General features: G+C 34.0%; 9 protein-coding genes. All 9 read right to left on the reverse strand.

The features are described 5' to 3' along the window. Nucleotides 1-327: 327 nt before the first annotated feature. Nucleotides 328-2,262 carry a family 43 glycosylhydrolase gene (locus tag HNP35_RS22650; RefSeq protein WP_184167813.1) on the reverse strand — a complete coding sequence of 645 codons (1,935 nt, stop codon included), beginning with the start codon at nt 2,260-2,262 and terminating at the stop codon, nt 328-330. Nucleotides 2,263-2,311: 49 nt separating this feature from the next. Then, a complete protein-coding gene (locus HNP35_RS22655) occupies nt 2,312-4,870 on the reverse strand; it encodes an alpha-L-arabinofuranosidase C-terminal domain-containing protein (RefSeq protein WP_184167815.1) in 2,559 nt (852 codons plus the stop codon). Beyond that, nucleotides 4,870-6,240: a glycoside hydrolase family 27 protein gene (locus tag HNP35_RS22660; protein ID WP_184167817.1), complete on the reverse strand. Its 1,371-nt coding sequence runs from the start codon at nt 6,238-6,240 to the stop codon at nt 4,870-4,872. Before HNP35_RS22660 ends, HNP35_RS22655 begins: the two co-directional genes overlap by 1 nt. 179 nt (nt 6,241-6,419) lie before the next feature. Beyond that, nucleotides 6,420-8,888, reverse strand: a complete 2,469-nt coding sequence (locus HNP35_RS22665) for a glycoside hydrolase family 95 protein (protein WP_184167819.1) — start codon at nt 8,886-8,888, stop codon at nt 6,420-6,422. 14 nt (nt 8,889-8,902) lie between these two features. Beyond that, on the reverse strand, nt 8,903-10,882 hold the full coding sequence (locus HNP35_RS22670; RefSeq protein ID WP_184167821.1) for an alpha-L-arabinofuranosidase C-terminal domain-containing protein: 1,980 nt from the start codon (nt 10,880-10,882) through the stop codon (nt 8,903-8,905). 127 nt (nt 10,883-11,009) lie between these two features. Then, nucleotides 11,010-12,449, reverse strand: a complete 1,440-nt coding sequence (locus HNP35_RS22675; protein WP_184167823.1) for a glycoside hydrolase family 28 protein — start codon at nt 12,447-12,449, stop codon at nt 11,010-11,012. Nucleotides 12,450-12,651: 202 nt separating this feature from the next. Continuing rightward, nucleotides 12,652-14,181 carry a glycoside hydrolase family 28 protein gene (locus HNP35_RS22680; protein ID WP_184167825.1) on the reverse strand — a complete coding sequence of 510 codons (1,530 nt, stop codon included), beginning with the start codon at nt 14,179-14,181 and terminating at the stop codon, nt 12,652-12,654. Between the two features lie 139 nt (nt 14,182-14,320). Next, nucleotides 14,321-15,958: a sodium/sugar symporter gene (locus HNP35_RS22685; protein WP_184167827.1), complete on the reverse strand. Its 1,638-nt coding sequence runs from the start codon at nt 15,956-15,958 to the stop codon at nt 14,321-14,323. Nucleotides 15,959-16,015: 57 nt separating this feature from the next. Further along, nucleotides 16,016-17,158, reverse strand: coding sequence for an acyltransferase family protein (locus HNP35_RS22690; RefSeq protein WP_184167829.1), 1,143 nt, complete (start codon nt 17,156-17,158; stop codon nt 16,016-16,018). Nucleotides 17,159-17,253 lie beyond the last annotated feature (95 nt).

A 17,253-nucleotide genomic window follows, 5' to 3' on the forward strand; every position in this document is an offset into this window, starting at 1 on the left:
TTTCTTCTTCTCTATTTCCTGCCCAAACCTGCCTGCTTCCCAGAATTTCTTCTGAAAACCGGTGCCCTAGCCCCGATAGGAGCGGAAATCCTTTTGCTTTTTTCTTTAAAAAGCAAAAGATTGGAGCGGATAGCGGGATAAAGCTCCTTAATAAGATTACAAATTTAAATAATAGCCTACATCATGCGCATAAGACGCACTGCGCTGCGCCTCTACAGACAAATTAGATTTTAACTGCATACTATTATATATATGTATAAAAAACAAACCCGACAGGTTTTGAAATCTGTCGGGTTTTATACTATTATATATATGTGTAATTATTGCTTACTTTATTGCTTTTATTCCTTCGAGAGTTGGAACAACTTGTTTTATCGTACCGTCGGAATTGAATTCTAATTTATCGATACAAACTTCTCGATGAAAACCGCCTGCATTTCCCATTTTAATTCCAGTCGGATATGAAAAACGGTGATAGGTAATATACCATTCATCTTTATTTGGAATTTGCAAAACAGAATTATGTCCAGTTGCATAAATACCAAGTTCCGGTTTTCCTTGAATAACTATATTGTTTTCTGGTATTTCTAATGGTCCAGTTGGTGAATTTGATATTCCGTATCTGACTTTATAGTTTGGACTTCTGGTATCGTCTTCACTCCAAAAGAAATAATATTTTCCATTTCTGTAAATTACGTAGGTTCCTTCACGAAAAGATGGATTTACAGCTATAATTTTCTGGGTATTTGGTTTTAAAGAAATCATATCTGAATTTAATTCGGCTACAGCCATATACATATTTCCCCAATACAAATAGCTTTTACCTGTTTTAGGATCTGTAAAAACATCTGGATCAATTTCCTGTCCGTCGTTAATGCCTTCTGGTCTTTGGGCTACAATTGCTTTTCCACTATCTTTAAAAGGACCTGTCGGATTATCTGAAACTGCTACTCCTATTTTTTGTGCTGCTGTAAAATAGTAGAAATATTTATATTTTCCTTTTATCTTTTTTTCTACAATACAAGGTGCCCAAGCATTTCTAGTTCCCCATGGCACATCTTTCTTAAGATCTAAAATAATACCTTCGTCTTTCCAATCTACTAGGTTATCTGAAGAGAATGTTTTGAAATAATATCCAGACCAATCGTTAAATCCGTCACTAGTTGGATAAATGTAATATTTCTTAGTTTTATTGGAATACAGAATTTCAGGATCTGCATAATATCCCTCTAAAACTGGATTATGATTTACTTTTGAAAATTTCTCTGGCGTTCCCCATTTGTCTGTTATTCTCTTTAATTCAGAACGTGTAATTGGCAAAATGGTTCCGTGACGCGGGTTAAAATCCATAGAGATGTCGTTATCTATGACTTTAAAGTTTTCTAAATCTTTTGTTTTAGTAAACTGATATTTTCCTTTTGAATAGACATCATACATTAAAATATAATCTTCTGAATTATTAAGCTTGAAAATACTTGATCCTTCCACTTTTTCTTTGGTCTGCTGTAAATAATTGTCGTTTTCTTTCCAATTTCCAGAAGTCAAATCAGTTGTCGTTGCAGTTTTTATTCCAGCAGTTTCGGATTCGGTTTTATAGAAAAGATGATAAACTCCATCTTTTTGAATTATATCACCATCAATACAAGCTCCTTTAGATTTTGGGACAAATAATAATTTCGGATTGCTTTCTAAACCTGTAAAATCTTTATTCGCATAAGCGTAATAAATTTTATCTGGTTCTGGACCATGCTGCATACTAAAGTAAATCATGTATTTTCCTGCTTTGGCATCATAAATAGTTTGAGGCGCCCAAACTCTTTTTAAATTTTCATTACCAGGAAATGTAGTTTGGATATTTACAACTGTACTTTTCCAGTTAACTAAATCTGTACTTTTAAGTAAGATCATTGCACGATTGCTGTCCCAGCCTTTTGAAGAAGTCATGTCTGTTAAAACCATATAAAAAGTTTTACCATCCTCTCCACGCAATATATGTGGATCACGAACTCCTCCAGTTGAACTGATAATTTTACTATCGATAACCGGTTTGTTTCCATTAAGGCTATAGTAATGATAACCATCTTGGCTTACGGCATAATTTACGGCTTCTTCTTCGACTTTATTTCCAATAAAATAAACGAATAGATAGGCAGTTAAATCTTTGTCTGCAACTGTTGGCGGAATCCCATTTGTTTTATCCTGCGCTTGTAAAAAAGTTGAAATTAACAATAATATTACAAGACTGATTTTTGTTTTTTTCATTTTATAATAAATTAAATCCTGCTGCATATTTTTAAAACAATGAAACAGCTTATTTTTTAGTTTTAATACGAATCACAGTAAAAGAATAAGGTGGCAATTCTTTAGAAATTGCTTCTTTTAAAGTAATATTTTGAGTTATTGGTCTGGCATCTGTTTTTTCTGGATTTCCGCTTAATACAGTGTAACTCGTATTTTCTGTGGTTGCCAAATTAGCTATTTCAATTGATGGCATAACGCTTACGGGAAGCACATTGACCAATTTTACAATCAAATCTCCCGAAATGCTTTCTTTTACAGCAGAAACTCCAATTCGTTTATTTACATCGCTATTATCCGAAGCTTTGACACTTCTCTCTATATAAATATCTCCTGGATTTTGACCGTAAAGTTTTTGAACAAAATAATTTACTGTCGGTTTTACTTCATTTCCATTAAAATAAATAAGATCTGGATTCCATTGTGTATGTTTTTCTCTTGCCAATAAAGGCGCGTAAGAAGCCATTGAAACTACATCGCCATTTCGTTCAACTCCTGTAAGATATAATGCCTCCGCTAAAGCATTGTAAAACATATTGCCCCACGATGCATATTCTCCCAGATAAACTTTAGACTTTGAACGATCATAGCTATCATAAAAATCGTGATTATTAATAAACCAGCCCGGAGATTGGTAATAATGTTCATCTACAAGTGGAAGTTTCAAATCATCGGCTATTTTCCAGCCTTCTCTATAATCGGTTCCTTCAAAAAAAGGTCCTACCGTACCAATAATTTTAATCTCTGGATGTTTTTGCTGTATTGCTTTAACAATCATTCGGTAACGTTCTTCAAAAACATCGCTGATTAAATCTTCATTTCCAATTCCAATATATTTTAAATTGAAAGGCTTTGGATGTCCTGCTTCAGCTCGTTTTTTGCCCCAAACTGTATTAATGCTTCCGTTGGCATATTCAATTAAATCTAAAACATCTTGAACATATTCGTCCATATCTTCCATCGGAATTCCGAATTGCTGTCCGGAACCTCCATCAGAAGAATTTTGACAAGGAACTCCAGCAGCTAAAACTGGAACAGCTTCTGCCCCTAAATCTTCACAAAACTGGAAATATTCAAAATAACCCAATCCCATTGATTGATGATATCCCCAAATATTTCTTGATCCAATTCGGCTTTCAAGTGGACCGATTGTATTTTTCCATTTGTAAATATTATGCAATCCATCTCCATGAGCTACACATCCGCCAGGAAAACGAACAAATTTTGGATGCATGTCGGCAATCGTTTCTGCTAAATCTGCACGAAGTCCGTTTTTACGATTTTTAAATGTTTTCTGCGGAAAAAGCGAAACCATATCAACAGCGGTTTCTCCGTTGGTGCTAATTTCCAAATGAGCATCATTTACTGTTTTAGAAGATTTTAAAACCAAATTAAACTTCTTCCATGTATTTGACGGAGTAAATTCCGCTTCCGCTAAAGTTTCTCCGCTTGCTGTTTTCAGACGAACAATTGCTTTTGTTCCTTTAGCAAAAACACTAAAATCGTATTTTTCATTCGCTTTAAGCGCAATTCCTTCAAAACCAGAATTCGAAATACTTCCGTTTTTGATTACGGCATAATTTGGATTATTAGCGTGAATTGGATTTACATTTTCAATTTTAAAATCACCGCTCCAAGCCATTGACGAATTCCATTTTTCGTCACTTCCTTTTCTATCATGAAGAGTATATTCGAAATCACGATTCTGAATCAATTCTCCATACAAGCCACCATCAGCCGCATAATTGATGTCTTCAAAGAAAACACCCGTAAGCATATTGCTTATCTTTTTTGAATTCTGACCGTTTATTTTAATTGTAACATTAATAGGCTTTAAACCCAAAAACAACAAACTATCACTTTTTGGAGAAGTATTATTCTGTTTATCTCTAAACTTAACCGACTCCATATTTTTAATCATGTTTTCGACTAAACTCCAATCAACTTTATGCATTGTTCCTTGTAAAATCTCATCTTGCAGTTGAATTTCGCTTCTTAATTTTAATGCAGAAGCATTCGCATCAATTATTGTTGAAGTGTACTGTTTAAAATCTTTTGTAGCACAGGAATAATTATTACCGCTTTCGCTAAAGTGAATCAGATATTGTCCCTCATTTTTACTGACCTGAACATTTAAAATGATCGATTTATCTTGCTCTTTTCCAACAAAATTTTTCATTCCCTGAATATAATTTTGCCTTCCCCAATTGACCAAATCTTTACTTTCTGAATGCGCAAAAACGTTGTCTCTCACGCTCCAAAAGCAATGAAAAATTCCACTATTATCTTGAATCAGAAAAACTTCAGACATACTTTTTCCCGTTGGTCCCCAGCTTCCAAAATCTGATTTCAGAAAACTGAACTCTGGACCAATCGCAAACCAGTTTTTCTGATCTGTACTCCAAGCAAAATGAAGTCCGTTTTTGCCATTATTTTTTAAAGTGGAATAGGCGAACAAATATACCTTTCCAGGATTCTCTTCTTTTATTTTGATACTAAATCCCGATAATCCAAAAAGAATTGAGAAAACTAAAAACAGCTTTAAAGTATTTCGAAGCAAAAAAACTTTCATTATTTTTTACTTTTTAATTGATATAGAACAGAACTGTGCGGTTTTAAGTCTGCTCCGATTTCTTTTGAAGTTATTTTTGATTTTTCGCCAGTCCACATATTTAAAATTTCGGCAGAACTAGAAATACCAAGATCTGAAAGATTTACTGAAACTTTCTGTGAATCTTTATCTGAAATATTAAACAAAGCCAGATAAATACTTCCGTCTTTAGCATTTTTTGAAGTCACTGCAATCTTTCCGTCTTTTTGAAAAAGCTGTTTTACAGCTGTACTTTCGTTATGCATTTTTACAACATCTTTATTTGTCAACAATGATAAAGTAAAAGCATCATTACTTGGCAAATCTCCTCCAAAAAACAATGGCGATTTAAAAATGTTAAAAAATGTAATTAAAGTATATTGCTCGTCTTTTGTTAAACGAGTCATTCTGTCGTTGCCACGTTCACCTCTTATTGAAATACGTCCTAACGGAATCATATCACAATCTGGCCATGTTCCTGGAGCAATGTGCGGATACCACTTTTGAGCAACATCCATTAAATGTGTAATATGCGGCCAAGTATCCCAAACATCATCAACCATACGCCACATATTAGCGTGTGAAGTAACGTGAGAAGCAGCTGAAATTGGTGTTTCTCCAGGCGAAGTGCTTAAAACAATTTTACGACCGCATTTATCAATCGCATTTCTTATCAAATTGATTTCTCCTTCGTGATATGGTCTTGATAAATCATCAATTTTAATAAAATCTACTCCCCATTGTGCATAGAGTTCAAATATAGAATCGTAATATTCCTGCGCTCCCGGTTTATCTGCCAAAATCGTATAGTTATCTCTTAACCATTCGCATTGTAAAGCTGTTGTATAAATTTGATCTGCCGTAATTCCTTTAGTTCCTTTAATCGGCATTTTGTCTTCAACCGCTTTTTTAGGAATACCACGCATGATATGAATTCCGAATTTTAATCCTTTATTATGAATATAATCTGCTAATGGTTTAAAACCTTTACCATCTTTTGCTGAAGGAAATCTATTTACAGCAGGCAAATATCTTCCGTACTGATCTATAACATAACGCGGGTCTGTTTGGTTGTAACCTCCTGCTTTATCATTTTCAACAAACCATCTGATATCAACAACTATATATTCCCAACCGAACTTTTTGAGTTCTTTTGCCATATAGTCAGCATTGGCTTTTACTTCATGTTCTTCTACAGTTGGACCATAACAATCCCAGCTGTTCCAACCCATTGGAGGTGTTTGCGCCCATTGTTTAAATTCTTCTTTTTGAAATGTTTTGGTTTGTGCATTGGATAAGACAGATATAAAAAATGTTCCTATCACAATAGTAAGTAAGTTTGTTTTTTTCATTGTGGTTAATTTTATGTGTAAAATTTACATTTAAAAATAATAAAAAAAAATCCCTTCCCTATATTTTTTTAAATTAATAGTCTTACATGATGGGATTTAATATATTATCAAGTTTTTTTCTCGATAATCCGATATAACATTTGTATGCTATATCTGGTTTAAACTATGATTTCTATCCTTTATAAAGATTGAACAACATAAGAAGTTCCTTTTTTCGTTTCAAATTCTGCAACATAACCTATTGAAGATTTTTTGCTTTCAATGTTTAATTTTTGAACTCTAAATGGTTTTTCTGATCTAATTTGACACTTTCCGCCTAGATTAGATACAATTTTACTTTGAGTCATTTTACCGTCTTTCCATTCTATATCTACAGTAAAATTTCCTTTTGCACTAAGCCCTTTAATTTCCCCATCTTTCCAAGCGTCTGGAAGAGCGGGAAGCAAATGAATTTCTTTATTCTGGCTTTGCATTAACATCTCGATTACGCCGGCAGTTCCCGCAAAATTTCCATCAATTTGAAAAGGCGGATGCGCATCGAAAAGATTTGGATAGCAGCCTCCATGCCCGCTGTATTCTGTATTGTTATCTTTGGTTAATCTTAATTGGTTCTTGAATAATTGATAAGCGTGATTTCCATCCAAAAGTCTTGCCCACATGTTTACTTTCCATGCTAAACTCCAACCAGTTCCATCGTCGCCTCTTAATTCTAAAGTTTTCTTTGCTGCATTAGCTAATTCTGGAGTTTTAAGCGGTGAAATTAAATTGGCAGGATGCAACGCATAAAGATGTGAAGTATGCCTGTGATGCGGATCTTCTTCTTCAAATTCTTTATACCATTCTAATAATTGTCCTTTACTTCCAATTTGAAAAGGTAGCAATTCGTTTGCTGCTTTATTTACTTTTTCTCTGAAATCTGAATCGGTATGTAAAATTTTAGAAGCTTCGGCAGTATTTTCAAACAAATCTTTTATGATTCCAATATCCATTGTAGAAGCAGTTGTAACAGTACCTTGCTTTTTCCCATCATAGAAATATTTATTTTCTGGAGAAGTCGAAGGCATTGTAACCAAATAACCATTTTTATCTTTCTGAAGCCAGTCTAAACTAAATTCTGCCGCTCCTTTTATAATTGGATACACTTTCTTTAAATAGGCAACATCTCCTGTATATTCGTAATGTTCCCATAAATGTCTGCTCAGCCAGTTAGCTCCCATATACCAGTTGGCCCACATAGGATCTCCTTTTCCAAAATCGCCTACAGGATTTGTCATTGCCCAGATATCAGAGTTATGATGCAACACCCATCCGTTGGCATGATAATAGCTTTTGGCTGTTTCCGCTCCCGTTACCGAAACATTTTTAATGAATTCGTCAAGCGGAAAAAATAACTCAGACAAACTAGCTGATTCAACCGGCCAGTAATTCATCTGTAAATTGATATTTGTGGTGTAATTACTGCTCCAAGGTGCGCGAAGTTTGTTGTTCCAAATTCCTTGCAAATTAGCTGGCGCATTATGAGTTCGTGACGAAGAAATCAATAAATAACGACCGTACTGAAAAAATAAAGCTTCAAGTCCAGAATCTTTTTCTCCTTTTGCATATTTTTCTAATCTTAAATCTGTCGGTATATTTGATTTATCACTTTCTTTTTCATTCAGTTTGAATGAAACTCGCTTGAAGAAATTTTGAAAATCTGCAATATGTTCTTTTAATAAACTATCATAATTTTTAGAGGTAACTTTTTTAATTGGAGCTTCAGCCAATTTATGTTCGTCTTTTCCTTCACTATCAGGACATTTATTAAATCCGTTGAAACTAGTTGCTGCCGAAACAAAGAGTAAAATCTCCGATGCATTTTTAATGACTAATTTATTTCCTTCAGAAGTTATTTCTCCATCTTTTACGATTGGTTTAATAATCAATTCAAAACGCATTCCTCTACAACCAGTTGCGTCTTCATAAACGATTGGTTCTTTGTTGTAATCAATATAGTTTGGATCTGAATGTGATGGCGCTTTTCCTTTTAAAACTAAAGACTGATTCTGTATTGTTTTTTCATTTTTTAAAAGACTCGCCGCATCAAGTGATATAGAAAGTTTCTTTGATTGATCTGCCGAAAGTTTGATTACAATACATTGCGCAGGTGCCGAAGCAAATATTTCTCTTTTGTAATTTACGCCGCCAACGCTAAAATTAGTCAACGCTAATCCAGTTTGTATATCAAGACTTCTATTGTAAGAATCAGGTTTTAACCCATTAAAATCTTGTTTCAAAATAAGATCTCCCAAAGGCATAAAACTTTCGCTGTATGGTCCCTGCATATTTTTAGTCAGCTTGTAAGCTTTCTCGAAATCTTCTTTTGATAGTGCTTCTCTGATAAGAGCTAAATTTTGAAAAGCATCTGGATTTACATTTTTCTTAACTGGTCCACCGCTCCACAAAGTAGCTTCATTAAGCTGAATCAATTCAGAATCCACTCTTCCAAAAACCATTGCTCCAAGCGTACCATTCCCTATTGGCAGCGCTTCTGTCCATTCGACAGCAGGCTGTTTGTAATGCAGTTTTAAATCTTGTTGTGCAAAAACAGAAAATCCTGTCAAGGTTAGCAATAATAAAAGGCTTTTTTGAAGAGAATGATACGGCATGTATTTATTTTTATTTAAATCGTTTTTAATTTCAAAACAGTAACAGAATAGGCAGGAAGACTCAATTGTTGTTTTCCTTTTGTTACTTTATATTCACTTTGTTTTGGAGTAATTTTTTTAGGATCTGCAAAAGTGTTTTCATCTTGCAAATTGGCGCTTACTAAACTAATTATACTTCCTTTTGATCCTAGTTTTGCTCCTTTCAAATCAATACTTACATCTGATGCTGTTGCGGCTGTATTTACCAATTTCACAATAATTTCTTTACTGTTTGCATCTTTTACAGCCGATGCATATAAATTATTCTGTCCAATTAAAGCTTTTCCATCTTGGGTAATATTCAACAAATCTGTTCCTTTATTGGTTGAAAATAATTGTTGAACGTAATAATTAGCAGAACCATAAGATTGTAAGTTATTAAACCAAATCATATCTGGTGTCCATTGCCAAGCATCTTCGTGAGCCATTAAAGGTGCGTACGAAGTCAAATGAACAACTTCTGCATTTCTTTCTAAACCAGTCATAAATGCGGCTTCAGAGAAAGCACATTCCCAGTTGTTTCTATTATTTGGGTTAGCTCCCGAAACACTCTGCGCTGCATATTCTCCTGCAAATATTTTAGGTCCTTTTCGGTCATAATTATCATAGCGTCCTGCATTTTCTCTAAACCATTGCGGACTTCTGTAATAATGCTCGTCTACCAATTCTGCGTTTAGTTTTTTAAGTTCTTTCATTGCATAATCAAAATGCTCACCATCTGGCGAAGGACCGGCTCCAGAAACAATAATAATATTTGGATATTTTGCTTTTATGGCTTTTTCAAAAACTTTAAATCTTTCAATATAATCTTGTCCCCATTGCTCATTTCCCACTCCAATAAATTTTAGATTGAATGGTTTTGGATGTCCCATATCAGAACGGATTTTCCCCCAAGTCGTTGTAACTGCTCCATTCGCAAATTCAATTAAATCTAAAGCATCTTGTACATAAGGATCTAATTCGTCCATTGAAGCTAATTCTCCTGTATTGTATTGACACGCCATTCCACAGCTTAAAATTGGAAGAGGTTCTGCACCAATATCTTCTGAAAGCAGGAAATATTCAAAAAATCCTAAACCAAAACTTTGAAAATAATCTGGTGTTAATTTGTGATTGAATTCCACGTTCCATCTGTTCATCATCGTTTTTCTATCCTCAACATTTCCAACCGATTTTTTCCATTGATAACGATCTGATAAAGTTCTTCCTTCAACAATACAACCACCAGGAAAACGTAAAAATCCTGGTTTAACATCGTATAAAAGCTGTACTAAATCTTTACGAAGTCCGTTCTTTCTATTCTTCCACGTGTCTTCAGGAAATAGCGAAATCATATCCAAATCGATTGTTCCTGTTCCTTCAAAAGTGATTTTCAATTTAGCCTTAGCTTCGGTTTGAGTCCCCATAATCTGTGACACGTAAGTAGTCCATTGCTTTGATTTTGGAACAATACTCGTTTCACCAATTACTTTTTGGTCTTTATCAATAAATTGGAAAATAATTTTCTTAACGTCTCCATTATGATTAAAAGCCTTTAATGAAAGATTGTATTTTGCATCTTTCTTTACTCCCATTCCTCTAAATCCTTCATTTATTAGGGAATAACCTTTATCATTATTGATTTCAACTCTGCAAAAATTAGTGTTATTTGCCGCAACGTTTACAGGAAGTGCCATTCCAGATTCTTTATTCATAGAAGATCTGTTTGTTTTCGGCTGTTCCCATCCCATTAAAGGTTTTTCAAATTCAAAAGATCTGTTTTTAATCATTTCCGCATATAATCCTCCGTCTGCAGCAAAATTGATATCTTCGAAAAATAACCCAAACATAGTTGGTTCTATTTTAGTAATGGATTTGGAAGCATCAACTTCTAAAACTGCTTTTTGTGCATTTCCAGAAATACTGCTAAATAGCAAACTTCCTATGAATAATGTTGAAATTACGTTTATTTTCATTGTATTATTTTTATATTAAGAATATACTTGCAATATATTAATTAATCTTTTTAAAGTCTATAGAAAGTATCACGCTAGAAAGATTTATTGTGACTTTTACACTTATATTTTTACTAAAAAGAATAAATTACTTTTTAACTGCTTCATACTTATTTGGAAAAGCTGCTTCTCCATCTAAATTCACCACTTTCAAAACATCCACATTTTTACTTTCTACAGCATGTTTAAAATACTCAGGTTTGTTTTTTCCCCATTGAACTGTACAATTTTGAACTTTTATGCTTTCGGCAGTATCAAAATAAAATCCTGAAGTACTTCCTTTTACAAAACCTTCTACATTTGCTGGACGTCTATCATATAATCCGCCAGGAAAAGAAGTAGTTTTGTCCATAAAGACACTCACATTCTCAAAAACAATATTCTTGATTTTATCTTTGGATTCTCCGCTTACAAAAACACCGTTTTCTCCTGTACATTGAATATTTGTAAAATAAATATTTTTGATTTCTCCCACTTTTCCTTCTGTCGCTCCTTTTGGAAAACGCCAGTTCGCATCTTTATGATTCCCTTTTGCTCTACTAAAAGCCGTTACATAAATTGGCTCTGCTTTCCCCCACCAAGTGTCGGTGTTTAATTTACTTTCGATAATGATATTGGAGAAAATAACATCGCTCACCGTTCCTTCATCGCGATTCTGAATTCCTAAAGCGCGATTGCTATTTTTGATAATACAATTATTGAACACCACTTGTCGAATAGCATCCATATTTTCTGAACCAATTTTAATGGCACAGCTGCTGCTTGTCATCGTGCAATTGGTCACTGTAATATTTTCACAAGCACCAAATTCTTCGAACTCTCTTCTGTTTTTCAAGCAGATACAATCGTCTCCACTTTCTATATAACAATCACTGATTCTCACATTTTTAGAATGATCTAAATCGATTCCGTCACTGTTACGAACTTTTAAGCTATTTAATAAAGTAATTCCGCTGATTACAACATCATTACAACCAATCAAATGCACTGTCCAATAGGCCGAATTTCCAATGTGAACATCTTTAATTCTAATGTTTTTTCCGCCAATAATTGTCAATACATGAGGTCTTGGATCTAATACATTAAATGGTTTTAAAATATAAGCGTCTTCCTCTTCTGCTCCCATAAAAGAAATTCCGTTTCCATCTATTTTTCCGCTTCCGCTAATGGTAAAATCTTCTATATTTTCTCCTCCAATCCAAATTGTCCCTTCTCCCGGATTGGTTCTGAAAGCGCTTTTAGTATACAGTTTTTCATCTGGACTTGCTAATAATTTAGCACCAGCTTCAATATGTAAATCAACTTTTGATTTTACATCTATTGGCCCAGCCAAAAAGGTAAAAGGCGCAGGGATTAGAACCCTTCCACCAGTTTTACTGCATTCATCAATTGCTTTTTGAATGGCTGCCGCATCATTGGTTTTTCCGTCTCCTTTTGCTCCGTATTTTTTAATGTCGTAAATCTTTTGTGCATTAGTCATCAGGGAAATACAGAAAATTAGGATTGCGATTATAGATTTCTTTTTCATGTTTTTTATTTTTTTTATGCCGCAAAGGCTCAAAGACACTAAGTTTTTTTGTTTCACGCAGATCTGGCAGATTTAGGCAGATTTTATTAGATTTTTTTTTTGATATCTGCAGAATCTGCTTAAATCTTTTTAAATCTGCGTGAAACAAAATTTTACAATCGAGTTAAAAAACTTTGCGCCTTTGCAGCTTTGTGGCCAACCATTAATGTGCTGGTAATTCAAATTTATTTTGCTCTGGTTCTATTTTTCTTTTTGCAGCTTCGCTATCCAAATTACTTGATGGAACATCTTTAAAAATAATTTGATTGATTTTATCTGATGGAATATCAATAGTTTTCATCGTCAGATTTTTTACATCATCAAAAACAAAGGCTGGACGAAAATCTTCTTTATCCAAAACCAATTTTATGTTTTTCATTTCGATTCCGTTTACGTGACGAACGTAAAATCCCCAAGAAGGCAATTCTCCAAACATGGTAAATTCAGGATATCCGTTGATATTTTCTTTTACATCTTTTAATCGGCTTAACGGATGATACGCCATTCCTTTTGAAGCTCTTCCCGGATAAACGATTTCTATGTTTTCTAAAGTTACATTCTCGATTGAATGCCCCGGAATTCCAGCAATTGAAGATGGAAACGGATTATGGAAATAATCAACTTCCGGGCCTCTCATATCGTAATCAATATCAGGACGACCAAACGGAATCTGCGCTTTTACATTTTTAACTGATACGTTTTTGATGTAACCTGGTTTATCACCATTTCTGTGACCTAAACGAATCAAGATTGCATTTCCAGTATTCACAGCCGTAATATCAGAAACTTTGATGTTCTCAATTTCAGCTCCATCAACAGATTCAATGGCAACCGCTGATCTGAATGTATCAAAAACTTTAATATTTTCGATTGTTACGTTTTTAAAACTTCCATAAGAACCCGTTCCGAATTTTACAGCATTCGCACTTGATCTAATCGTACAATTTCCAATGTAAATATTGTTATTATGCAATCCTGGTATTTCCGATTTTAAACAGATTCCGTCATCGGCAGCGTTTACATTGCAATTCGTAATTCGGGCATTTTCACAGCCGTCAAGATCAATTCCGTCATTATTCCAATATGCACGGCTTTCTACTTTCATAAAATCAATTACAATGTTTTTGCATGCTCTGAAACACATTGTCCAGCCCGGACTGTTTTTCAAGGTAATTTGAGTCATGGTAATCGAATCACATTTTACAAACGAAATCAGTTTTCCTCTTCCGTCTTCAGGACGCATTCTTCTGTAATTGTATTTTGGATCAATTCGAACTCCTGTATGATGCAGAGAATCTATTGCCAAAGCCAATTCTCTTCCTTGCCCGTCTATAATTCCTTTTCCGTTTACAGCAATATTTTTCGATTCATTTGCAATAATAAAAGCTCTAATTCCTTCGTATTTTGGATAATCATCTGGATTAGTACTTCCTAATAATGTTGCACCTTCTTCAAAAAATAATTCTACATCATTTTTCAAAATAATACTTCCAGATAAAAATGTTCCTTTAGAAAAAACAACTTTCCCGCCTTTATTTTTGTTTGCTGCATCAATTGCTTTCTGGATTGCTTTTGTATTCAACGTTTTTCCGTCTCCAACAGCGCCGTATTTTTTGACATCAAATACTTTCTGTGCCGAAACAGTTATGGAAATACAAAAAATAAAAAGTACGATTACTAAATTTCTTTTCATTTCTTTTCTTTTTTTGCCACAAAGACACTAAGTCGCAAAGTTCTTTATAAACTTTGCGCTTTTGCGTCTTTGCGAGCAATTTTAAATTCAATCTTTTAAATAAACTTTGAGCCTTAGCGCCTTCGTGGCAAAATAAAATTTACCAGAAAACAGTATACAAAGCCACTAATATTCCACTGATTATAAATGAGCCAACAATAAATTCTGATGATACTTTAAACATCGATTTATCTACCGTTATTTCATGATTTTTAGATTCTTCTTCTGAAACTGGACTTGCCAAACTAATTCCGATCATTATAAATACAATTATAAAGAAAACAATAGTCATTCTGTCTAAGAAAGGATAATCTGGGAAAGCGCCTTCTGTCCACATTGGCAAAAATTTCAGTATTGCAGCCAATGGCACAGTTAATAAAGCTCCCGCAAGTCCCGCTGCTGGAGTTGTTTTTTTCCAGAACATTCCCAATAAGAAAATGGCTAGAACTCCCGGAGAAAAGAAACCAACATATTCCTGAATAAATTGATATGCTTGATCTAATGATTTTAAAGCTGGAGCTACAAAAGCCGCAATAATCATACAAACCACAACGCACCATCTTCCTGTACGAACCAATTTCTTTTCTGATGCTTGAGAATTGAAATATTTTTTATAAATATCTAAAGAAAAAATGGTCGAAATACTATTGGCTTTTCCTGCCAAAGAAGCCACAATTGCTGCCGTTAAAGCTGCCAAAGCTACACCTTTTAATCCTGCAGGAAGTAAATTCATTAAAGTCGGATACGCATGATCTGGTTTTAAAACTCCTGCTGCATCCACCATTTCTTGTTGAAACATACCATTTTCGTGCATTACAAACATGGCAATACCCGGAAGAACAGCAATAATTGGAACTAATAATTTCAAGAAAGCCGCAAATAAAATTCCTTTACGTGCAGTTTTTAAATCGGCTCCTAAAGCTCTTTGAACAATATATTGATTACAACCCCAATAAGCTAAATTGTTGATTAACATTCCGCCCACTAAAACTGACATACCTGGCAATTCATTATAATGTGGATTGGATTCGTCTAAAATCATATGTAAATGTCCGGGCGCTTCTTGAGCAATTATTGAAAGTCCTTTTAGAATATCATTTCCAAATCCGAATTGATCTGAAAGCAATGTCAAAGCCAAATAAGTTGTTACTAATCCTCCTAAAATTAGCACAATAACCTGAAACATATCTGTATATCCGATTACTTTCATTCCTCCTAAAGTTACAATTACAGAGAACAAACTCAACCCAATTACACAAAACTGAAAACTTATCGGTGCTATCGAAGAAATAGCCAGAGCACCTAAATAAATAATTGAAGTAAGGTTAACAAATACATAGATTAACAGCCAAATAATAGCCATAATTGTACTTACAGTTCCGCTATATCTTTTAGCTAAAAACTGTGGCATTGTGAATATTTTGTTCTTTAAATAAACTGGCAAAATAAACATTGCGACAATGATCAATGTTGCGGCCGACATCCATTCGTAAGATGCAATGGCTAGACCGATTGCAAAGCCCGAACCGCTCATGCCGATAAAGTGTTCCGCCGAAATATTAGACGCAATTAATGACGCTCCAATTGCCCACCAAGTAAGCGATCCTTCGGCCAAAAAATATTCGTTGGAACTAGTTGCTGCAGTTTTTTTGCTTCTATAAATATACATTCCATAGCTGGTAACTATGACAAAGTAGATAAAGAAAACAATATAATCTGCGGTTTGTAATACATTCATAATAGTGTGGTTATTGTGTGGTTAGATAGTAAGATGTATTTTAAAATTTAATCGATGCTAAATTTTAAGAAACCATTTCTTTTTATAGAGAAAATAAAGCAATAAAAGCTGAATTATCGTAACAGATAGAGCGGCAAAAAACGGTTGCCATATTAAAGGCGTAAAATTTATAAGTCCGCCAAAAACGTAATCTGCAGTATGTTTAAAATCGACTAAACCTTCTGCGGCAATGTAAATTAAAATCGAATTTGAACCGATTAAGATTAACGGAAAAGCCCATTTTTGAAAACCGAAATAATCAATTATTAAATAGAAAAAGACAAAAAATAAAATGCTAAATCCGCCAACAAAACATACAAAAGAACTTGTCCATAAATGTTTGTTTATTGGAAAATTTATATCCCAAATTAAACCTGCAATTATCAGAACTATAGCCGTTAAAGCCATCAAAAGCAATTTTACTTTTATTGAAAATGGGCATTTTGCTTTTAAAAATGTTCCTATAAAAACTCCTAATAAAGCAGTTGCAATGGCTGGTATCGTAGAAAATATTCCTTCTGGATCGTATACCGTACTGTGCAATCTTCCAGGCAAAAGCAATCTATCAATATAGCCTTCCAGCGAACCTTCTTTGGTTAAAACTCCTTCTCCAAATCCGGGAACGGGAATCCATTTCATCGCAATGTAATAGCCAATCAAAATACCAAAGAACCAGATTAATTGCTTTTTAAAATCAAAATTCAAATAAAGAACTCCAGCAAAAAACCACGCTAATCCAATTCTGCCTAAAACACTTGCAAAACGTGTCTGATCGAAACCATCAAATCGCAATAATCCATTTACAACAAATCCTAAAACCAGTAAAATACAGGTTCTTTTTAGCATTGATAAATATATTTTTCGCTTTTCACTTGTAGGCAAATCTTTTGGCGATTTCACTCCAGCCTGTTGCATTTTCTTTTCAAAAGAAAAAGGCATCGAAACTCCAGCAACAAATAAAAAGACAGGAAAAATCATATCATAGAATGTAATTCCATTCCATTCCGCATGATGCAATTGCGATGACATCCAAATAAAAATCGGAATTGGAGCTGCTTTGGCTAGAGCATGAACGATGTGTTCTCCGCTCATAATCCAAAACATAACAAATCCTCGAAGCACATCTAAAGAGATTAGTCTTCCATTTGTAGGGTTACTCATTTTTTTAATGTTCAGTGGTCGGTTGATAGTTTTTTTTAGAATTCTTTTCAGTATTCAGTTACAGTCGCAGTTTTCAGTGCTAATTGCGACTGAAA

Origin of the sequence: Flavobacterium notoginsengisoli (assembly GCF_014207905.1) — a bacterium.
GTDB lineage: Bacteria > Bacteroidota > Bacteroidia > Flavobacteriales > Flavobacteriaceae > Flavobacterium > Flavobacterium notoginsengisoli_A.